Genomic DNA, 20,363 nt, shown 5'->3' with positions numbered 1-20,363 from the left:
ATCTGCGTAATATTTGGTGCTTTGAGCAACTTCATGCTGGCAGGATTGCAGACATGACTTCCTCACCAACGCTCACGTTCAACGACGGCAACACCATTCCCCAGCTCGGCTATGGGGTGTGGCAGGTTGAAGACGATGTAGCCGAAAAGGTGGTCCGCCAGGCATTCGATGCCGGCTTCCGCCACATCGATACCGCCAAGATCTACGGCAACGAATCCGGCGTTGGCCGTGCGATTGCTTCCTCCGGCCTCTCCGCCGAGGAAATCTTCATCACCACCAAGCTGTGGAACGCCGACCAGGGCTACGAGGCCACGCTGGAAGCTTTCGAGAAGTCCTTGGACCGCCTCGGCATCGAAACCCTGGATCTGTACCTGATCCACTGGCAGCAGCCCAAGCAGGACAAGTACGTGGACACCTGGAAGGCCCTGATCGAGCTGAAGAAGCGCGGCCGCGTGAAGTCCATTGGTGTCTCCAACTTCACCACCGAGGGTCTGCAGCGCATCATCGACGAGACCGGCGTTGTCCCGGCGATCAACCAGATTGAACTGCACCCCTTCTTCAACCAGTCCGAGCTGCGTGCCTTCAACGCTTCCAAGGGCATCCTCACCCAGGCCTGGTCCCCGCTGGGCCAGGGCGGCGAACTGCTGGAGAACCCCACCGTCGCTGAGATCGCGGCCAAGCACCAGGCCACGCCCGCCCAGGTGGTCATCGCCTGGCACCTGGCCATCGGCAACGTCGTCATCCCCAAGTCCGTCACCGAATCCCGCATCCAGGAGAACTTCGCGGCTCTGTCCGTGAAGCTGGACGATGCCGACGTCGAGGCCATCAACGGCCTGGACCGCGGCACCGAAGGCCGGATCGGCCCGGACCCGGCGGTGTCCGACTTCGCCTAGTCCCGGCACGCAAGTGCCCCGTACCCAACTGGGTAGCATTAGTGCGCGTTATGATCGCTCAAAACGCGCGCTAATGCGACCTACTTGGGTGCGGGGCGCTGTGCGTTAAGGTGCCTGGCTCCTAAGGTACGACGGCGGGTGGCGGGTTTTGGGGGACCGGTTCTGCGCCCGAGGATGGATGGGCCGGAAGGTTCGCGGCGTGTTCAGCCAGGATGCCCGTCTGGTGCCGGATCTTCAGCCGGTAGAGAAGGGCCCCACCCACGGTGACAGCAGCCACGAAGATCACTCCACCCCACTGCAGGTACCACTCGAAGGGCGGGACGGAGTTGTAGATCTCCTGTCGCGGCCAGATCAGGTTGATGGTCATGGCACCGCCCCACAGCACGGCGAGGATGTTCACCGGCAGGCCCCACTTTCCCAGGGAGAAGCCGGACTCGGAACCGGGAGCGTCCGCTATCGGCCACTTCTTCAGGAACCGCTTCCGCAGCAGCGGCACAGTGACCAGCAGGTAAGACAGGTAGATCAGGACAATGCTGATGCTGGACAGGATGGTGAAGATGGCCGGCTGCATCACGTTGATGAGCAGCGGAATGACGGCCAGTACGCCGATGACAATGGCTGCCACGGTGGGGGTCCGGCGTACCGGGTCCACCTTGCTGAGCTGGCGGCTGAACGGGAGGTTGTTGTCCCGGGCCATGGCGAACATCATGCGGATCGCAGCAGCATGGACGGCCAGCGTGCAGACCACCACGGCGACGACGATGCACACAAGGAACGCCTTGCCGAAAGGCCCGCCGAGGACACTGAGAACAATGTGCTGGAGCCCGCCGTCGGCTGCGCCCACCTTGGGGTCCGTGAGGTCCGGTGCTGCCAGGATGCCAAACAACAGGATCAATCCGCCCAGCAGGAAGGACGCTGTGACCGCCCGGATGATCGCTTTCGGTGCCGTCTTCTTGGGGTCCTTGGTCTCCTCGCCCAAGGAACTGGCGGTGTCGAATCCGTACATGACGTAGCCGGAGGCCATGGCGCCGATCAGGAAGACGCCGAAAAAGCCCAGGTCATGGCCTTCACCGAAGCCGGCCGTGTCGAAGAAGACCTCCGGACCGCGGACCACATGCCAGCCGAGCGCCAGGATCAGCAGCACCGCGGCAATCAGCTCCACGAAAACGCCGATGCTGTTGATGCGCGTCATGAGCTTTACGCCGAACGCGTTGATCAGCGTGGAGATGGTGATCATGATCGTCGCCAGAACCACACCGTTCATGGCGAAATCAAAGGGTCCGCTGCCGTCGCCCACGAACTGGAAGCCGGACCAAAGTTGGGGCAGGGTGATCTGCAGCGCCAGTGCTACAGACCCCAAGGCCATGATGGAGGACAACATCAGCAGCCAACCTGCCAGCCAGGACGGGGTCCCGGAAGAAAGCCGTTTGGCCCAGTTGTAGACCGACCCGGCCACCGGGTAGCGGCCGGCAAGCTCGGCGAAGCAGAGGGCAACCATGAGTTGGCCGACGAAGACGATGGGCCAGGACCAGGCGTAAGCCGGTCCGGCCATGGAAAAGCCGAAATAGAACAGCTGGAAAACACCGGTAAGGATGGAGATGTAGCTGACGCCGGCAGCGAAACTGGCGAATTTGCCGATGCTGCGGTCCAGGGTCTGCGTGTAGCCAAATTCGTCCATGCCGCTTGAATCATTACTCTTGATGGGTTCCATGTGGACTCCTAATCAGGAAAGCAAGATGGGATCGGCCGCCCTGGGGCGCGGCGAATCGAAGTTTGCTGTGGTGGTTGTGCCCGGCAGGAACAGCCCCGCCGGGCTTGGCGCTTAGGCATACGAAGGCGAGAAATCCTCCTCTTCCCGTTCGAGGGCTGCGCCGTTGGCGTGAAGACGGCTGGACCGGATCAGATCAGCGCACCGCTCGCCGATCATCATGACGGTGATGTTGGGGTTGACGGTGACATGTTCGGGCATGACGGACGCATCGGCGACCCGGAGGCCGGTGACCCCCTTGACCCGCAACCCGGGATCCAAAGGTGACATATCGTCGTCGTACGCTCCCATGCGGACCGTGCCCACCGGGTGGTACACGGTGTTGTGGGTCCTGCGGATGTACTCCCGCAATTCCTCGTCCGTCTGCGCCTCGATGCCGGGCGAGAGTTCGCGCCCAGTCCACTCAGCCATGGCGGGCTGCGCGGCGATCTCCCTGGCTTTGCGGATGCCCGCAACCATGACGCGCATGTCGTGGCCTTCGGGGTCCGTGAAGTAGCGCGGGTCCACCATGGGCTTGTCGCGGAAGTCCCTGCTGCGCAGGCGGACTGTGCCGCGGGAACAGGCATGGGTGACGTTAGGGGTGAGGCTAAAGCCGTTCTCCGTGGTGGGGTAGCCGTAGCGCAGGGTGTTCATGTCGAACGGAACCGAGCCGTAGTGCATCATGAGGTCCGGACGGTCCAGGCCCTCCTCGGTGGGGGTGAAGATGCCGATCTCCCACCACTGGGTGGAGGACTGCACCATGGGCTGCCTTGCCTCAAACTGCACCACGCCCTCTGGGTGGTCCTGCAGGTTTTCGCCCACGCCCGGAGAGTCGACCAAGGCCTCGATCCCGTGCTCCGCGAGGTGTGCGGCCGGGCCAATGCCGGAAAGCATCAGCAGCTTGGGGGAGTCGATGGCACCGGTGGAGAGGATCACCTCGTGGCGTGCGCCAAGGCGGTGGGTGCGTCCGAACGCCGAATCAACAACATCGACGCCGGTGCAACGCTTGTCCGCGTCGAACACCAGTTGGCGGGCCCTCAGGCCGGTCAGCAAAGTGAAGTTGGGGCGCTCGATGATGGGGTGGATGTAGGACACCGAACTGGAGGATCGGGTGCCATCCGAGCGGCGGTTGATCTGGAAGAAGTTGGCTCCGTTGACCACCGTGGTGCCTGTGTTGAACTTCGCCCGGGGGATGCCTGCCTGTTCGCAAGCTTCCAGCAGTGCGACGCCGGAAGGATCTGCCGGCGGCACGTTCATCAGGTGCACAGGGCCCGAGTCGCCGTGGTGCGGGGAATCAGGGCCGGCGTCCTCGTTCGTTTCCAGCCGCTTGTACAGTGGCCAGGCCGCTTCTGCGTTCCATCCCGTGGCGCCGTACTTCGACTCCCACTCGTCCAGGTCCTCGCGGGGAGCCCAGAACGCGATGCAGGAGTTGTGGCTTGAGCAGCCGCCCATGACCTTGGCACGGGCGTGCCGCATGAATGAGTTGCCGTTTTCCTGCGGCTCGATCGGGTAGTCCCAGTCGTAGCCGGACTCCAGCAGCTCCATCCAGCGGTCCAGCTGGAGGATTTCGGGCAGGTTGCGGTCGTCCGGGCCCGCCTCTACGAGGGCCACTGTCACGTCCGGATCCTCGCTCAGCCTCGCGGCCACGGCTGCTCCGGCGGACCCGCCGCCGATCACGACGTAGTCGAACGCGCGCTCGCCGAGGTTGTCAATGGTGTCGAAGTGCATCTAGTTCTCCTTGCTGTGGTCAGCGAACCAGCCGGTTACCTGGGGGCTGGTGTTCTGGTAGATGTGCTTGGCTTCCTGGTATTCGGCCAGCCCGGTGGGCCCGAGTTCGCGGCCGACTCCGGATTGGCCGAATCCGCCCCATTCGGCCTGGGGGAGGTAGGGGTGGTAATCGTTGATCCAGACCGTGCCGTGCCGCAGGCGCTTTGCCACACGTTGGGCCTTGCCGGCATCCTGCGTCCACACGGCACCGGCCAGTCCATAGATCGTGTCGTTGGCGGTTGCCACGGCCTCGTCTTCGGTACGGAACGTCTCCACCGTCACTACTGGACCGAACGCCTCGTCGGTGACCACGGACATCCCCCGGGTAACGCGGTCCAGGACGGTGGGCTGGTAGTAGAACCCGGCGTCGTACGTCCCGCCCTCAACCGGCGCGCCGCCAGTCCGCAACCGGGCGCCTTCTTGGAGCCCCCGCTGGACGTAGGTGTGGACCTTGTCCCGGTGGGCCGCGGAGATCAGCGGTCCGGTCTCGGCGTCATCGTCGAACGGCCCGCCCAGGCGGATGCTTTCGGTGCGGCGGACCAGCTCATCGACGAAGCGCTCGGCCATCGATTCCTCCACCACCAGCCGGGCACCCGCCGAGCAGACCTGGCCCGAGTGGACGAAGGCGCCGTTGAGGGCATTGTCGACGGCGGCATCGAAGTCAGCGTCGGCGAAGATCACGTTGGGGTTCTTGCCGCCGAGTTCCAGCGCCACTTTCTTGACCGTCGCGGCCGCCGCCGCGGCGATCCGCTTGCCGGTTTCCAGGCCGCCGGTGAAGGAAACGAGGTCGACGGCGGGATGTTCCGAAAGCGGTGCACCCGCCTGGGCGCCGGGTCCCGTCACGAGGTTCGCGACGCCGTCGGGCAGTCCCAGGTCGTGCAGGAGCTGCATGGCGAGGATGCTGGTGGATGGTGTCAGCTCTGACGGCTTGAGCACGAAGGTGCATCCTGCTGCCAGTGCCGGGGCGATCTTCCACGCGGCCTGCAGGAGCGGGTAGTTCCACGGGGTGATGAGGCCGCAGACGCCCACCGGTTCGTATTCGATCCGGCTGACGACGTCCGCGTTGCCCGCGTCCACCAGCCTCCCCGCCTGCTGGCCGGCGATCCTGCCGAAGTACTCGAAGCAGGCGGCGATGTCATCGATGTCGATCCGGCTCTCGATGATCCGTTTGCCCGTGTCCAGCGATTCGGCGCGGGCGAACTTTTCCCGGTGTTCCCGTAGCCCGGCTGCGACCTTCAGGAGGAAGGCGCCGCGCTCAGGGGCGGGGGTTGAGGACCAGACGCCGGAGTCGAAAGCAGCGCGCGCCGCTTCTATGGCGCGTTCGGCGTCCTCCTTGCCGCCCTCGGATACGGTGGCGACGAGTTCGCCGTCGGCGGGGTTGCGGATTTCGCGGACGGCGCCGGAGGCAGCTGCCTCCCATGAGCCGTTGATGAAAAGCGTTTTTGGCATGGATCTCCCTAGGAATTGGGCCCGGTGTTCAAAGGTAGGGCGGGTGTTTCAGGGGTCGGTGTTGAGGTTCCGGTGCGGCGTTTTTGGGTACAGCGCAGCTGCGCCTTGTAAGGCGCGGGGCTGGCGGGTGGCGCGGTGCTGTCCGGTGTGTTGAGTTATGCGGAGTGGTTCAGCGTTGACGACTTTGCAGAGGATGTGAGACCGGGCGCATTGTTAGTGGTCCGGAGTAGGTGTGTCCTAAGTCATAGAAGTACACTAAACCACTTTGAACGATCGTTCAAGCGTTTTGAGGCGAGATATATCAATACGCGTGTTTGTGACTCTGCCGGGTTAGGAGACTTGCGGCGAGCTACTTGGCGTCGCGCGCCGGGGCAAAGGCGATTTCCTCCGTGCGGGCGATGCTGCGCTGGATGGCGCCTTTGTCTATGCCCAGCAGGGAGGTCAGCCACATGCCGTTTTGGATGACGACGATGTCAGCGGCGCGGTCCCGGCATTCCTCCCAGGAAAGCGCGGGTGTGGCGTTGTTGATCAGGGTCGCGACGCCGTCGAGGTAGCGGTCGAAAGCGGCGGCGTTGATCTCCGCGTAACCCTCATCAGCCTGGGCCAGGGCCCAGAGGTGGAGGCGCAGGGAAAGGTAGGGCGTGGTCAGCAGGTCAGGGCCGGCGACGCGGCGAAGGGCCTGGCGCAGATGTTCGCCTGGGTCTGCCTCGGAGTTCGCGGCGACGAGGAGGAGGTCGTCCTCATCCACGCGGCGCAGGGCCGCGCGGATGAGGCTCGTTTTGTCGTCGTAGTAATAGTTCACCAGGCCCAGCGCCACTCCGGCTTCGCGGGCCACTGCCCTCATGCTCACTCCGGCGATGCCGTGGCGCGAGAGCAGCTCCATGGCTGCTTCGAGAATGCGGGACTGCTTGTCGAGCTGTTCGCCGTTGTTCTGCGCACCGTTGTTCTGCGTACCCTTATTCAAGGCGTTTGTCCCCATAAGGCCACACTATTGCCTAAGTTGGCGGGAGCGCACTTTGGGTCGACGGACCGTCCGGCTTACTCCACCAACTTGCCCACCGTCGAGACTTCCTTCATCAGGGCGGCGATCTCAGCGGGGATGGCCGGGATCTGTTCCTTAGCCACGCCTGTGGTGGGTGACCAGACGAGGTTGACCTGCAGTTCCGCATCCATCCCGGGGTAGTCGCTGCGGTTGTGGCAGCCGCGGGTTTCGCGGCGTTCGATGGCGGATTCGAGGGTGGCGCGGGCGGCGAGTGCCGAGGCTTTGAGGTCGAAGGCGTGGGCCAGGTCCTGGTAGCCGGCGAGGTCTGGGTGGACGCCGATGTTTTGCATGCGTTCTTCGATGGCGTTGAGTTTCGCGAGGCCGGTCATGAGGCCGCCTTCGTCCCGGACGACGCCGGCGTGTTCGGTCATCATGTTGCGGATGGCCCGCTGAAGTGCCCGCACGTTCTCGGTGCCATCGGCGGCGAGCAGCTCGTCGATTTCCGCCCGGGCTTGGGCCAGGGCCTCGGCCGAGCGGGGCTGGGACGTGAGGGATGCAGAGTAGCCGGCGGCTGCTTGGGCTACGATCCGGCCGAAAACGAGCAGCTCGATGAGGGAATTGCCGCCGAGCCGGTTCGCGCCGTGGAGCCCGCTGGATGCTTCACCGATGGCGTACAGGCCGGCCACGTCCGTGCTGTGATCCTCCGGGCGAACCCATACACCGCCCATCGAGTAATGGGCCGTCGGGGCAATTTCGATCGGGGTGGTTGTGATATCGAGCATCTGGACTTCCAGCATGGTCTGGTAGACCCGTGGCAGGCGGTCCATGATGGTTTCACGGGGAAGGTGGGACACATCGAGCCAGACTCCGCCGTTGGGGGTGCCGCGGCCTTCCTTGATTTCGGTGTAGGCGGCCAGGGCAACCCGGTCGCGGGTGGACAGTTCCATGCGTTCCGGGTCGTAGCGTTCCATGAACCGTTCGCCGAGGTCATTGCGCAGGATGCCGCCTTCACCGCGGGCGGCTTCGGAGATCAGTGTGCCTGCGGCACTTTCGGGTTCGATGATCCCGGAGGGGTGGAACTGTACGAGTTCTGCGTCGCGGAGCCTTGCCCCTGCGTCGACGGCGAGGCGGAACGAGTCTCCGGTGTTCTCGTCGCGGCGTGAGGAGGTGCGGCGCCAGATGCGGTTGTGCCCTCCGGCGGCCAGGACCACCGCGTCGGCGTGGATGAGGTAACGGGTGCCGTTGTTGAGGTCGAAGCCGTAGGCTCCGAAGACCTGGTTGTCCTTCACGAGCAGGCGGGTGATGTACACCTCGTCCAGTATGGGGATCTCCAACTGCTGGGCCCTGGCAACCAGGCTGCGTTGGATCTCCAGCCCGGTGTAGTCGCCGGCGAAGGCCGTGCGCCGGAAGGTGTGGGCGCCGAAGAAGCGTTGGGAAATGCGTCCGTCGTCCTCGCGGGCGAACGCCATTCCGTAGCGTTCCAGGTCCTGGATGCCTTGAGCGGCTCCGCGGGCAACGATCTCTACGGTGTGGGGGTTGGCGAGGTAGTAGCTTTCCTTGATGGTGTCTGCTGCGTGTTGCTGCCAGCTGTCGTCTTCATCCATGGTGCCGAGCGCTGCGTTGATGCCGCCGGCGGCAAGGGAGGTGTGGGCGTCCGTGCGCTGGCGTTTGCCGACGGCGAGCACGTCGACTCCCATTTCGGCCAGCTCTATGGACGCGCGGAGGCCTGATCCGCCCGTCCCGATGACGAGGACAGTAGTGGAGATCTGCTTTTCTGTGGGGGAAGTGTTCATAAATTCATGCTAAAAACCGATTCTATGATCAGTCCAATGCATTGTTTGGCTCAACTTGATGCATATAGGCTATGAAGGTGAATCTTGAACAGCTCCGGAGCTTCGTGACCGTACACCAGATGGGGCACTTCACCCGGGCCGCCGCGTATCTGCATCTGGCCCAGCCATCGTTGAGTCGGCAAATCTCCACCCTTGAGTCCGACCTCGGAGCGGCCCTTTTCCATCGCGTCAGGGGCAACGTCACGTTGACCGCAGCGGGGGAAGCACTCCTGCCGTTGGCGACCCGGATGCTGGCAGATGCCGACACCGTTCGATTTGAAATGCAGGAGTTGGCCGGGCTCAGGCGCGGGAGGGTGCGCATCGGCGCTACCCCGACATTGTGCATCAGCCTCGTTGCCGAAGTCCTGACCTCTTTCCATTCCGCCTATCCGGGCATAGAGTTGCACCTGTCAGAGGGCGGTTCGCTGGGTTTACTGGAGGAACTGGCCAATGGTGCGCTGGACCTTGCCCTTGTCACCACATCGGAGGACGCGCCAACCCCCTCGCCCAGCCTGGGAATGCTTCCGATCCTGAGTGAGGAACTCGTGGTCATCTCCTCGGCCAGGGGCGATCTCCTGGAGGGCGTTGAAACCCTGACGCTCACCGAATTGGCTGAACTACCGCAGATCACTTTCCAGGAAAACTATGAACTGCGGGCAACCACCACACAGGCCTTCCGCGCGGCGGGCCTCACTCCCAGGATCGTCCTTGAGGGCGCCGAAATGGACGCCGTACTGCGCTGCGTGGAACGCGGACTGGGTGTTGCCGTGGTTCCGGCCATGGTGATGGTGGACAGGCCAGGTTTGCACTCGGTTCGGCTTACGGCCCCGCGCTTCACGCGCTCCATCAGCCTGGCGCACCGAAACGACGTACCGCTCACGCGTGCAGCCCAGGCCATGCAGGATCTGGTCATCGAAACGGCCAATGACCTGTCCTCAACCAGCGCGGCGACAGCAGGCCTGCTCTCAGCGACACCGGCTCGCAAGCGGTGACCCTCGTGCCAAGATAGGTCCATGGTCCCGACACCCCTGCCTGACCGTGCCGTACCGAACCTTCCGTCCGCGGACTTCGACGTGACCGAAGCCTTTTACGGTGGCTTCGGCTTCGAACGGGTTTTCCGCGATGAGGGCTGGCTGATCCTGACGCGGGACGGCCTGCAGTTGGAGTTCTTTCCCGCCCCGGACCTTGACCCGTTCACCAGCAACTTCATGTGCTCCGTTCGGGTTGCCGACGTCGATGGGCTCTACGAAGCCATACAGCGTTCCGGCGTACCCGTGATGACCACCGGCATGCCCAGGCTGCGCCCCGTGAGGATGCAGTCCTGGGGCCTCCGGGCAGGCTACCTGGTGGATCCCGACGGCACGCAGCTGACGCTGATCGAGCAGTCGCTTTGAGCAGAAGCCGACGACGGCGGCACTGGAGTCGGGCGCGCGGGCGGCAGGCCGGCGTCGTTCGCCAGGTTCGGCCTAGATCCGGCGGCCTAACCGCAACTGGAGCGCATACAGTCCACCTGCAGCCGTGAGCGCCAGGGCGCCGGGGGCCAGAAAGACCAAGGGCAAACCCACGACGCCAACTCCCAGGCCGCCCACAAGTCCTCCCAGTGCGGAGCTGACCGCGGGTGCGCTGATGAAGATCGCCGAAGCGGTGGCTACTGCCTGGGGGAGCAGGCGTTGGGCCACGATGATTCCGAGGCCTGCGAAGATGCCCCAGACGCCGCCCATGAGGACCTGCGCGATCAGCAGCCCGACGGGTGAGCCGCTGAGCGCGAAGAGCACGTTCGCCCCGACGCCGAACAGCGCCCCGAGGACCATGAGGTTGAGCATTCCGGTCCGGCGGGCAAGGACCGCCGCCACTGGCATCAGGATCAGTTCCACGAGCGGTTGGATGCCGATGATGATGCCGCCGAGTGTCGGCGGATACTGGTGGTCATTCATGTAGATGGGAAGGTAGGCGTACTTGATGGGTTCTCCGGCGTACACCAGGATGTAGAGGCCTGTGAAGGCCAGCAGTGGCCACATCGTCGTGAGCGGCATATGGGTTTTCGGCTTTGGGGCGACCGTGGTGTCGGTGTTCCGGGCCCGGTCCCGAAGAGTTCCCAGAGGCAGCAACTGTGCCAGGGTACAGGCTGCCGTGGCCATCAGCATGGCACGCAGGCCGAGTTGGGCGCCAAGGAAAGAGCCTGCTACCGGGCCAATCACCCAACCCAGGGTGAGCGACATCCGGACGTAGGAGATCACGCCATCACCTGCCGGCGAAGGATTGGCCTGGAGTTCATCATGAATCGCTGCGAACAGTTGGGAGGTGGCGGCACCGGCGAAGCCGAGGACAAGGGCGCTGATGGCAAACGGCATCCAGAGCTCGGTTGAGAACGCGATCCCCAGCCACCCCAGGAAACCGGCCACTGCGCAGAGCCGGAACGGGCCGAGTCTGCGGCCTGTGTGGTCGGACCGCCGCCCCACGAGGTATCCCGCCACCAATGCGGCGAGATTGGTGAGGTAGTAGAGTCCCGCGACGGTTAGCGAGCTGCCCAGATCCTCCACCAGGAACCGGGCGATTTGCGGAGCGGCCGCGGAGAAGCCGAGCCCTGAGAAGAACAGTGCGAGCATGGCGCCGCGATACAGGGGGGTGGTGAGCACCACCCGCAACGCCGAGGGGCTGCGGGTCAGTTGGTCTGTCATGCTGTGGTGTCTCCGTTGAAGTGGCTGCACGGCAGCGCGTGGATGAAAACCTAGTCAAACTTGGTTTTGATCTTAGGCTGCATCATGCCCAAAGTCCACAGTGTCCGCAGCGCTCCCGAAGCCGGCCGATCGACGACGCGGCAGCACCAGCTCAGGCGGCGTGTTCAGCCCGTGGCCGCGGGCCTCCACGGCTCGTCGGTGTGCGTGAGCCACACCTTGTCCGGGTTCAACGACAGCACCAGCCGTTGTCCCTCCGTGCCCGGATTATCCAGTTCTCCGAACCACACGGCAGTGTCACCGGCGATGATGGTCGGCCCGTTGTCGCCGTCTACGACCACAATCTGCGAACCCGCGGTGTGCCCTGGCGCGGGAAGGAGACGCACCCCGGGAAGCAGTTCGAACTCGCCATCCACGGTCACGTAGTCAACCCCGGGTGCGTCCACCCAGTGAGGGATGGTGTAGTCCTCCTTGGTGCGGGCGTCGTCGAGTTCCTGCCGCTGGACGTAGATGGGTTTGCCGGCGAAGAGATGGTTGCCGCCGCAGTGGTCGAAATGAAGGTGTGTGTTGACCACCATGTCGATGCCCTGGATGTCGAAATCCTGCTCGTTCAACGGGTTCAGGCGGGGATCCATATCGGCGATTGCCGGATGAAGTTCAGTCAGGCCGGTGTCCACCAGGATGCGCCCTTCGGGGTGGTCGATGACATGGACGTAGATCGGCATCGGCTCGCCTTCGGCCATGAGTTCGCCGACACGGACAGGGGTGACGCGGATGGCTGCATTCATTTCTCCAGAATCCCACCCACCACAGGATGCGTCGAGCAACCGCCCAACGAAACCTTCACCCCACCCTCACCCGCTGTTCACAACGGCTCGAAAGGGTGGACGGCATGACTGACCTTTCACGCCGCTCCCTCGTCAAGACCTCCCTCGCCGGCCTCACCCTGGCCGGCCTCGCCACGGCAGGAAGCCCCGCGAACGCCATCCCCCTGGTCCGCAAGCGCCTCACCCTCCCTACGGGGATCGCTACCGGCGATGTCACCACCGATTCCGCCGTCCTGTGGTCCCGCGCCTCCGGACCGGGCCGGCTCACCGCCACCCTCCGGGCCATCGACGACGCAGGTGACATCCTCCGCGGCCGCTACGGTTTCAGCCGAACCATCCGCGGCCCCCTGGCAAGCGAAGCCAGCGACTTCACCGCGAAGATCCACGCCAAGGGACTTCCTGCGGGTACCCGCTTCACGCTGGAGTTGAATTTCGAAGACGAGAACGGCCTCGGGGAGGCTGTTCAGGGCACCTTCCGCACTGCGCCGGGAACGAACAAAGCCAACGACGGCGGCTCGCAGGACGCGCGCGCTGGCGGCAGGCCGGCGTCGTACTCGCAGTCTTTCGTCTGGACCGGCGACACCGCCGGGCAGGGCTGGGGCATCAACCCGGATATCGGCGGAATGCGCGGCTACCAGGCCATGCACCAGACCCGCCCTGACTTCTTCATCCACTCAGGTGACACCATCTACGCCGACGGCCCGATCGCCGAAACGGTCACTGAAAAGGACGGCCGGGTGTGGCGGAACATCGTCACGGAGGAAGTCGCCAAGGTGGCCGAGACGCTGAAGGAATACCGGGGCCGCCACCGTTACAACTCCCTGGACGCCAACATGCGCGCCCTGTTCGCCGACGTACCTGTCATCGCCCAGTGGGACGACCACGAAACCCACAACAACTGGTACCCCGGCCAGATCCTGGACGATTCCCGCTACACCGAACGCAACGTGAACGTCCTCGCTGCGCGCGGCCGGCAGGCGTGGCAGGAGAACATGCCGATCGCGGACTCCGCTGCACTCTGGCGTCCGGGAACGTACGACGCCGGCCAGTACCAGCCGGCGCGGATCTATCGGAAGATTTCGCGCGGCCCGCAGCTGGACATCTTCTGCCTGGACATGCGGACGTTCAAGTCGCCAAACACGGACGGCAAGGAGCCATACGCCACCAACATCCTGGGCCAGGAGCAGGTGGACTGGCTGATCAAGGAAGTCCGGCAGTCGAAGGCGACCTGGAAGGTGATCGCCGCCGACCTTCCCCTAGGAATCGTGGTGCCGGACGGTGCCGTGAACCAGGAGAGCCTGTCCAACCGGGACAACGGTGCGCCGCTGGGCCGTGAGCTGGAGATCGCCGGGGTGCTGAGCGCGTTCAAGAAGTACGGGGTGAAGAACACCGTGTGGCTGACGGCGGACGTGCACTACTGCGCGGCACACCACTACTCTCCGGAACGCGCGTCCTTCACGGACTTCGATCCGTTCTGGGAGTTCGTGGCCGGTCCGATCAACGCGGGTTCCTTCGGCCCGAACGGCATGGACGGGACGTTCGGGCCGGAGGTGGTGTTCGCCAAGGCCGGGCGTTTCCCCGGCGAGTCTCCCCGCGATGGTGAGAACCAGTACTTCGGGCACGTCGAACTGGGTTCCGACAACACCTTCAACGTGAGCCTGCGGAACGCCAACGGTGCCGTCATCTTCTCGAAGACGCTGAACCCGCTGGGCTGACGCCTGGCGCAGCCCTAACGCCGGATCATCTCCAGCACAGCGTCACGCACACGCCCCATGGTCTGGGCGTCCTTGCCCTCGACGTTGAGCCGCAGCAGTTCTTCGGTGTTGGACGCACGGACGTTGAACCACCAGTCTCCTGATTCCGCGGTCACGGTCAGGCCGTCCAAATCATTCAGGAGAACATCGTCCATGCCCTCGTAGGAGCCTTGAATGTCCGCGATGGACGTGGCCGTGTCCGCCACGGCCGAGTTGATCTCGCCGCTTGAGGAGTACGGTTCGTACTTTTGCGCCAAGCTGGAGAGAGGTCCGGGCTGCCCGCCGAGGGCGGCAAGGACGTGCATTGCGGCGAGCATGCCGGTATCCGCGTTGTAGAAGTCGCGGAAGTAGTAGTGGGCGGAATGTTCGCCACCGAACACAGCGTTCTCTTCGGCCATGCGGGCCTTGATGAACGAGTGGCCAACCCGTGTTCGGACGGAACGGCCACCGGCGGCCTGGATGAACTCCGGAACCGACGTGGACGTAATCAGGTTGTGGATCACGGCCGGCTCTGCCTCCCCGGCCGCCTGCGCCCTGGCGATCTCACGTACCGCGATCAGGGAGGTGATGGCGGATGGTGTGACCGGTTGTCCCATCTCGTCGACGACGAAGCAGCGGTCCGCATCGCCGTCGAACGCCAACCCAAGGTCGGCGCCGTGCGCGACGACGGCCGCCTGCAGGTCGCGGAGGTTCTCCGGTTCCAACGGGTTGGCGGGATGGTTCGGGAAGGTGCCGTCCAACTGGAAGTAAAGGGGAACAATCGTCAGCGGCAGGGCCTCCAGGTGCTGGCCGCCCAGTACCGCAGGAACGGTCATCCCAGCTGAGGGATCCGCAGGCGAAATAGAGCTCATCGGTCGAAATGAGGCCGAGATCGCGAACATCGGCGCCTCTAATGGAGGCACCGCGCGAAAAAGCAGAGACGAACCCCGGAGATGACGGGCGCATGTCACCGCCGCAGAACACGGTCTTCCCGGCAAGGCCCAGGACATCGACGAAGGCGGCACCGATGGCTTCTGCAACTTGGTCGGTCAGTGACATGCCGACGATGCCCCGGACGTCGTAGGCCTTGAAGGACGAAGAAAGATCCATGATCGTCCTTGATTCAGCGAGCGCCGAAGTCGGTATCCGTGTACGAGCCGGCGCGCCGCTCAGGGGCTTCGCTGCACCGGCAGTTGGTGTCGATCTCAAGACGGAGCCCGCTTGGGTCAACCGTGAGGGAGACGGGTTCGCCGTTGGAGGTGGAAACCCGCAGGGTGCTTTCCTTGGGGGAGACGTCAAACATGGTGGTCCTTTTCTTAGGGGGTTATGGGGTTCAGCCGACAGCGTCGAGGACGCCGCGGACAATGGTGGCAGCCGCGCCGAGGTAGGCCAGCACGATCAGCAGGATCTGTGCGGCCCTCGCCGAGACGCGCTTGGAGGCGAGGTCGCCCAGGACGAGTCCGACCAAACAGGCGACGGCGACCGCCACCCACATGGTTGCCGGCAGGACGGGAAACGATTCCGGTGCCGTGACCGCCTTGGAAATGAGCGACAAGGAGCCGATGGTGAAGAAGTAGGGCTGCATGGTGGCTGCGAACGACTTGTGCTGCCACCGGGTTGCGATGGAGTACATGCTGACGGCCGGTCCTCCCACCCCGGCCGCGGTGTTCATGAAACCGCTGAGCCCTCCTGCGGTGAAGAGGTACCGGCGACGCTTGGGCAGGACAGCGGATTTCATGAACAGCAGGACTGTCAGGCCGACGGCGAGGATGACCCCGATCGAGATCTCCAGGACCGGCGGCGGCATGAACCGGATGAGGATGGCCGCGGGGACAATCCCCAGGAGGGCGGATGCGGCCAGCGCCAGGTACCGCTTCCAGTCGATATCCCGCACGACGCGGAAGATGATGGCCCCTGCCGTCACGGCTCCGCACACATTGACCAGCACCACGCCTTCCACCGGGCCCAGCAGCAGGACCAGGAAGGGGGCCGCCACGAGGGCGAACCCCATCCCGGTCACGCGCTGCATCCCCGCGCCCATGACGACGGCCCCCAGCACCAGTCCTGTGGTCAGCATCTAGGCCTTCCAGGCAACGTACTGGACCTCCTCGAATTCCTCGAGGCCCAGGCTGGATCCTTCCCGGCCCAGGCCGGACTGCTTGGCCCCGCCCATGGGCGCGAAGGCCACCGACGGAAGGGGAACTACCGCGTTTTCGAGCACTTCGACCCGGAATGGAATCCGATTCCGGAGTACAACACAGACGACCGCGCAAGCCAGTTCCGGGCATACGGCGGAACGCCTGGCCACTGGGTGGAATGGGCGCGCTTGCTCCTGCACCTCCGCGCCGGCCTCGAGGCCCGGGGCCTGGAGGCCCCGTCCTGGCTGACGGAGGACGCCCGGGGCCTGTTCGATGCCGCCATCCGCGATGCCTGGGAGCCGGACGGCCATCAAGGGTTCGTGTACTCCGTGGACTGGGAGGGCAAGCCCGTTGTCACGTCCCGCATCCGGTGGGTGCCGGTGGAGGCGATCGGCGGTGCTGCCGCGCTGTACATGGCCACCGGAGACGAGAGCTACGCGGACTGGTACGAGCGGATCTGGGACCACGCCCGCGACTGGTTCATCGACTACGAGCATGGCTCTTGGAAACAGGAACTGGACGAGCAAGGCAACGTGGCCTCGACCGTGTGGTCAGGCAAGGCAGATATCTATCACTTGTGGCACTGCCTCGTTGTTCCACGGCTCCCACTGGCGCCCGGCCTGGCTCCGGCACTCGCAGCCGGGTTGCTGGACTCGCGCCTCCACTAAGCTGCTGCGTCAACCCCGAGCACGTGACATCAATACGGGGAAGGCGGACCGGGGGACCATTTTGACTATCCCCTGCTACGGGACGACCTGCGCGGTAGGGCCGGAGTGCCGGGATTTGCCTGGCACCCCGGCTGGGTGGGCCCCGGCTGGGTGGCGCCCTTATATTCTGTCTGTGGGCCCGTGACAGAAACCCAGGGCTCCAACCGGAACGAACGGAGCGCCCACGGTGTTGTTTGACGCATTGGAGCGGCAGATCGTGGCCGCCCTCCAGATCGACCCGCGCTGCCCGTGGCGCAAGATGGCTGCGGTGTTGGGGGAAGCCGAGCGAACAGTTGCGCGCCGGGGCTCCCAACTCCTGGAGTCGGGAGCGGTTGCGGTGGTGGGCGTGCGGCCGAAGCCGGCAGCGGTGCTCTTCGAAATGCGGTGTATCCCTGGGACGGTGCGGACGGCTGCGAAAGCCCTGGCCCAGCGAAAAGACATCACGTTCGTCTACACCACAACGGGCACCGGTGATTGCGTGGCCGAGATCATGACGGACCCCGGGCACATGGCCGACGTGCTCTCGGACGAACTTCCGTCCACCATCGGCCTCAGGGATTCAACCAGCTACCCGGTCCTGCGATACTTCCGCACCATCCGGGGGTGGCGGCCGGAAATCCTCAGCGCGGACCGGGCCGAGGCACTGCGGTCACACCTCACCGTGGACTCGGGCATCCTGGAAGCCCAGAAGGAACTGAGCCGCCAGGACAACGAGATCGTGGAAGCCTTGTGCGCCGACGGCCGGATGAGCTTCGAGGCGCTGGGCCGTCGGGTGGGCGTCTCGGAAGCGACCGCCCGCCGACGCAGCGAATGGCTTCTGGCCAACAACCAGGTCCACTTGCGGGTGGTGATCGAACCGGCAGCTTTCGGCCTCGCCGTTGAAGCCTTGCTCTGGATCCGGGCCGCGCCACAGCACGTTGAACAACTGGGCAAGAGCCTCGCCGAACTCCCCATGGTCCGCTACGCCGCGGCCATAGCAGGCGACTACCAGGTGATCGCCGATGTCACCGTGGGGGATATGTCCGCCCTTTACCGGTTCATCACTGCTTCGGAGTGGGCACAGTACGCATCCGGCGTAGATGTCTCCATCCTGCTCGACGCCCAGAAGCGCGGTGGCCGCTTTATGCGGGCACCGTCGTAAGGGCCAGCACGTCAGCAGCGATAACGGGCGCGACGGCGGCGTACCCCGTCTGCTGCTCGAAGGCCCGGCCCCAGCGGAGCAACTGCATGTCCGTATAGTGGTTGCCGGCCAACTGGAGGCCAATGGGCAAACCTGTCGAGCTGAAGCCCGCGGGCACGCTCAGCACCGGAAGGCCGGTTGCGGAAAGCACGCACGCCGAACGCATCCAGTCCAGATACGTTTCCGACAGTATTCCGGCAACAGAGCCCGGGTACCGCAGGGTCGCATCGAACGGCAGGACCTGGGCGCAAGGACTCGCAAAGAGGTCATAGCGGCTGAAGAATGACTGAACTCCCGCTTCAAGCCGTGTGCGCGCAGCTGCGGTTTCGATCAGGTCCCGGGCCGTCAGCGCGAGTCCCTTGTTCACGTTCCAGTGCACTTCAGGCTTGATCACGTCCCCTGCCCTTTCCAGGACCGGCCCCAGCCCTGCAGCGAAATCCATGGCCCGCGTATTGCCGAACACCAGGTCTGCTTCGCTGAAGTCCGGGGTGGCTTCCTCCACGATCGCCCCCAGTTCCTCGAAAACCCTGAGCTGCCGTTCCAGGTGCTCCAGGATTTCGGGTTCCACCGGCACGCCAATGCCAAAGTCCCGCGACCAGCCGATCCGCACACCGCGCATGTCCGTTTCCAGCGATGCGCGGAACACTTCCGGATCCAGCCCTGCCGGGTGGGGGACGCGCGGATCCGGACCGGCCGTGACGGACATGAACAAGGCAATGTCCTCCACGGTCCGTGCCATCGGCCCCGTCCGTCCCAGCCATGCGTAGGCGTTGACGTCGGACGGCATGGGGATCACCGCCGTCGACGGCCTGAAACCCACCACGTTGCAAAAAGACGCCGGGATGCGGAGCGAACCGCCCATGTCGCTGCCGTCGCCGATGCTCTGGATCCGGGAAGCAACGACGGCGGCAACCCCGCCACTGCTGCCGCCGGCGCTCAGTGTGGGCGCGTACGGATTGGTGGTGGTCCCGAAGAGGTCGTTGAAGGTGTGTGATCCTGCTCCGAATTCCGGGACGTTTGACTTGCCGGTACTCACCACGCCGGCCGCCTTGAGCCGGGCAATGATGAGGTCGTCGGCGTCGGGCACATAATCACGCAAGGCGAGGGAGCCTTGGGTGGTGCGCATCCCGGCAGTGTTGTTGGTGTCCTTGTGCGTCATGGGCAGGCCGTGCAGGGGCGGCAGTTCGGCCCCGGCGGCTGTCAGTTGGTCGGCGTGGTGCGCCAGCGCCTGCGCGCCTTCGGGGTCCAGGGTCACCACGGCGTTGATCACCGGATTGACCTCCTCGATCCGGCCAAGATGGGCGGCAAGGGCCTCGCGGGCCGAGATGTCCTTCGTGCGGATTGCGGCGGTGAGTTCGACGGCGGACAGCTCGCCAATGGTCTCGGGCATGGTGCTCCTTTGCTGGATGGTCGCTGCCTGAAAGTGTGCCGAGTCACACTGAGTCAGTGGAAGCCCCGCGTGCTGCAAGGGTCCCGTTTGACCGTATCAGCCAACTAGATGGCTGATTCCGTCAGCTATTGTGTGTGATCCGGCTCATAGCGGAAGGTGTTCCTAACCCGCTGGCCGATCTGGTCGGTGGGCCTGGATTTGCCCCCTCAGCAGGAAACAGCCGCTACAACGTGGTTCGGATGTGAATGCGCGGGGCCCGCAACCGGAGGTTTCCATGCACCAACCCCTGGCACTTCAACCGCTCGCATCCAACAGTTCAACGGACATCCTTGCCATCGCCAACAACCCTGTCCTGTGGATCTGCGTGGCCGGTGTCTTCGGCGTCATCATCATCCAGTCCGTCATCTTCATGAAGGCGGCACGTCGTGCCGCTCCGTCGGTGGAGATGAGCGCGCAGGACATCAAAACGTCCTTCCGCTCCGGGGCAGTCTCCGCGATCGGACCTTCCTTGGCCGTCTCCCTCGTGGCGATTGCGCTGCTTGGCCTGTTCGGAGCCCCGGCAGTCTTGTCCCGGATCGGCCTGATCGGTTCAGCTGCCTACGACGTTTCCGCTGCCGGCATTGCCGCCGGTTCCATGGGAGCCAAGCTCGGCGATGCGAGCTACACGCAAAGCGTCTTCGCCGTGGCCTTCTTCGCCATGAGTATCGGTGGGGCCATGTGGATGCTGGCCACGCTCATCCTGACGCCCATCCTGCGCAAGGGCGACGCCAAGATCCGTTCCGTGAACCCCGCCGCGATGGCTATTGTCCCCGCCGCTGCGCTCATCGGTGCCTTCTCCTGCCTCGGCCTCACGGAACTTCCCAAGTCCAGCATCCACGTCCTGTCCTTCCTGGTCTCCGCCGCGGTCATGGGCCTCTGCTTGCTGCTCGCCAAGAAGCTCGGCAAGAGCTGGCTGCGCGAATGGGGCCTTGGCTTCTCCATCGTCATCGGCCTGGGCGCGGCTTTCCTCGCCGCCGGCGCCTGACCCCGCAAAGCACTGAGCA

The 20,363-nt window shown here is 64.6% G+C and carries 18 protein-coding genes and 1 pseudogene; 7 read left to right on the top strand and 12 right to left on the bottom strand.

Features of this window, described 5'->3' with window-relative positions; genetic code table 11:
• The first annotated feature begins 53 nt into the window (after positions 1-53).
• Positions 54-893: an aldo/keto reductase gene (locus tag ACIQTZ_RS15330; protein WP_400335919.1), complete on the top strand. Its 840-nt coding sequence runs from the start codon at positions 54-56 to the stop codon at positions 891-893.
• A 121-nt stretch (positions 894-1,014) separates the two neighbouring features.
• Here ACIQTZ_RS15330 and ACIQTZ_RS15325 read toward each other — a convergent pair whose 3' ends face one another.
• The 5 genes from ACIQTZ_RS15325 to ACIQTZ_RS15305 all read right to left on the bottom strand — a co-directional run bounded on the left by ACIQTZ_RS15325 (position 1,015) and on the right by ACIQTZ_RS15305 (position 8,631).
• The gene (locus ACIQTZ_RS15325) at positions 1,015-2,604 is read right to left on the bottom strand and encodes an APC family permease (protein ID WP_402949340.1); all 1,590 of its coding nucleotides are present in this window, start codon (positions 2,602-2,604) and stop codon (positions 1,015-1,017) included.
• A 111-nt stretch (positions 2,605-2,715) separates the two neighbouring features.
• On the bottom strand, positions 2,716-4,368 hold the full coding sequence (locus ACIQTZ_RS15320; RefSeq protein WP_402982041.1) for a GMC family oxidoreductase: 1,653 nt from the start codon (positions 4,366-4,368) through the stop codon (positions 2,716-2,718).
• A complete protein-coding gene (locus tag ACIQTZ_RS15315) occupies positions 4,369-5,856 on the bottom strand; it encodes an aldehyde dehydrogenase family protein (protein WP_402982040.1) in 1,488 nt (495 codons plus the stop codon).
• A gap of 349 nt (positions 5,857-6,205) precedes the next feature.
• Positions 6,206-6,835: a TetR/AcrR family transcriptional regulator gene (locus tag ACIQTZ_RS15310; RefSeq protein WP_400335927.1), complete on the bottom strand. Its 630-nt coding sequence runs from the start codon at positions 6,833-6,835 to the stop codon at positions 6,206-6,208.
• 59 nt (positions 6,836-6,894) lie between these two features.
• Entirely contained in the window at positions 6,895-8,631 is a 1,737-nt protein-coding gene (locus tag ACIQTZ_RS15305; RefSeq protein WP_402982038.1) for an L-aspartate oxidase, read from the bottom strand.
• 71 nt (positions 8,632-8,702) lie between these two features.
• On the opposite strand from ACIQTZ_RS15305, the gene ACIQTZ_RS15300 reads away from it, so the two are divergent.
• Together ACIQTZ_RS15300 and ACIQTZ_RS15295 are read left to right on the top strand one after the other, a co-directional pair.
• Positions 8,703-9,662: a LysR family transcriptional regulator gene (locus ACIQTZ_RS15300; RefSeq protein WP_402982036.1), complete on the top strand. Its 960-nt coding sequence runs from the start codon at positions 8,703-8,705 to the stop codon at positions 9,660-9,662.
• 36 nt (positions 9,663-9,698) lie between these two features.
• The gene (locus ACIQTZ_RS15295; RefSeq protein ID WP_402982149.1) at positions 9,699-10,064 is read left to right on the top strand and encodes a bleomycin resistance protein; all 366 of its coding nucleotides are present in this window, start codon (positions 9,699-9,701) and stop codon (positions 10,062-10,064) included.
• 72 nt (positions 10,065-10,136) lie between these two features.
• Here the strand turns inward: ACIQTZ_RS15295 and ACIQTZ_RS15290 are convergent, their stop codons facing one another.
• Both ACIQTZ_RS15290 and ACIQTZ_RS15285 read right to left on the bottom strand, forming a co-directional pair.
• The gene (locus tag ACIQTZ_RS15290; protein ID WP_402982035.1) at positions 10,137-11,348 is read right to left on the bottom strand and encodes an MFS transporter; all 1,212 of its coding nucleotides are present in this window, start codon (positions 11,346-11,348) and stop codon (positions 10,137-10,139) included.
• A gap of 164 nt (positions 11,349-11,512) precedes the next feature.
• Complete coding sequence (locus ACIQTZ_RS15285; protein ID WP_402982034.1) at positions 11,513-12,133, bottom strand: MBL fold metallo-hydrolase; 621 nt, start codon at positions 12,131-12,133, stop codon at positions 11,513-11,515.
• Between the two features lie 104 nt (positions 12,134-12,237).
• Between ACIQTZ_RS15285 and ACIQTZ_RS15280 the strand changes: the two genes are divergently transcribed.
• Positions 12,238-13,887 (top strand): alkaline phosphatase D family protein, encoded by a 1,650-nt coding sequence (locus ACIQTZ_RS15280; protein WP_402982032.1) that lies wholly within the window; start codon positions 12,238-12,240, stop codon positions 13,885-13,887.
• A 14-nt stretch (positions 13,888-13,901) separates the two neighbouring features.
• Here the strand turns inward: ACIQTZ_RS15280 and ACIQTZ_RS15275 are convergent.
• The 4 genes and pseudogenes from ACIQTZ_RS15275 to ACIQTZ_RS15260 all read right to left on the bottom strand — a co-directional run bounded on the left by ACIQTZ_RS15275 (position 13,902) and on the right by ACIQTZ_RS15260 (position 16,126).
• Positions 13,902-15,015: pseudogene (locus ACIQTZ_RS15275) on the bottom strand (hypothetical protein).
• A 13-nt stretch (positions 15,016-15,028) separates the two neighbouring features.
• Positions 15,029-15,208, bottom strand: a complete 180-nt coding sequence (locus ACIQTZ_RS15270; RefSeq protein ID WP_402949365.1) for a hypothetical protein — start codon at positions 15,206-15,208, stop codon at positions 15,029-15,031.
• Between the two features lie 30 nt (positions 15,209-15,238).
• On the bottom strand, positions 15,239-15,982 hold the full coding sequence (locus ACIQTZ_RS15265) for a sulfite exporter TauE/SafE family protein (protein ID WP_402982030.1): 744 nt from the start codon (positions 15,980-15,982) through the stop codon (positions 15,239-15,241).
• Positions 15,983-16,126 carry a hypothetical protein gene (locus ACIQTZ_RS15260; RefSeq protein ID WP_402982152.1) on the bottom strand — a complete coding sequence of 48 codons (144 nt, stop codon included), beginning with the start codon at positions 16,124-16,126 and terminating at the stop codon, positions 15,983-15,985.
• Here ACIQTZ_RS15260 and ACIQTZ_RS15255 point away from each other — a divergent pair.
• A complete protein-coding gene (locus tag ACIQTZ_RS15255) occupies positions 16,061-16,711 on the top strand; it encodes an AGE family epimerase/isomerase (RefSeq protein ID WP_402982147.1) in 651 nt (216 codons plus the stop codon). The two genes, ACIQTZ_RS15260 and ACIQTZ_RS15255, sit on opposite strands and share 66 nt — an antisense overlap.
• Before the next feature lie 226 nt (positions 16,712-16,937).
• Entirely contained in the window at positions 16,938-17,891 is a 954-nt protein-coding gene (locus tag ACIQTZ_RS15250) for an Lrp/AsnC family transcriptional regulator (protein WP_402949384.1), read from the top strand.
• On the opposite strand, the gene ACIQTZ_RS15245 is transcribed toward ACIQTZ_RS15250, so the two are convergent.
• Positions 17,872-19,320 (bottom strand): amidase, encoded by a 1,449-nt coding sequence (locus ACIQTZ_RS15245; protein ID WP_402982028.1) that lies wholly within the window; start codon positions 19,318-19,320, stop codon positions 17,872-17,874. The two genes, ACIQTZ_RS15250 and ACIQTZ_RS15245, sit on opposite strands and share 20 nt — an antisense overlap.
• Positions 19,321-19,594: 274 nt before the next feature.
• On the opposite strand from ACIQTZ_RS15245, the gene ACIQTZ_RS15240 reads away from it, so the two are divergent.
• A complete protein-coding gene (locus ACIQTZ_RS15240; RefSeq protein WP_402982027.1) occupies positions 19,595-20,344 on the top strand; it encodes a DUF5058 family protein in 750 nt (249 codons plus the stop codon).
• Positions 20,345-20,363 lie beyond the last annotated feature (19 nt).

The organism is Paenarthrobacter sp. NPDC090520 (genome assembly GCF_044769205.1).
Lineage (GTDB): Bacteria > Actinomycetota > Actinomycetes > Actinomycetales > Micrococcaceae > Arthrobacter.
This window is presented reverse-complemented; position numbering and strand designations above follow the sequence as displayed.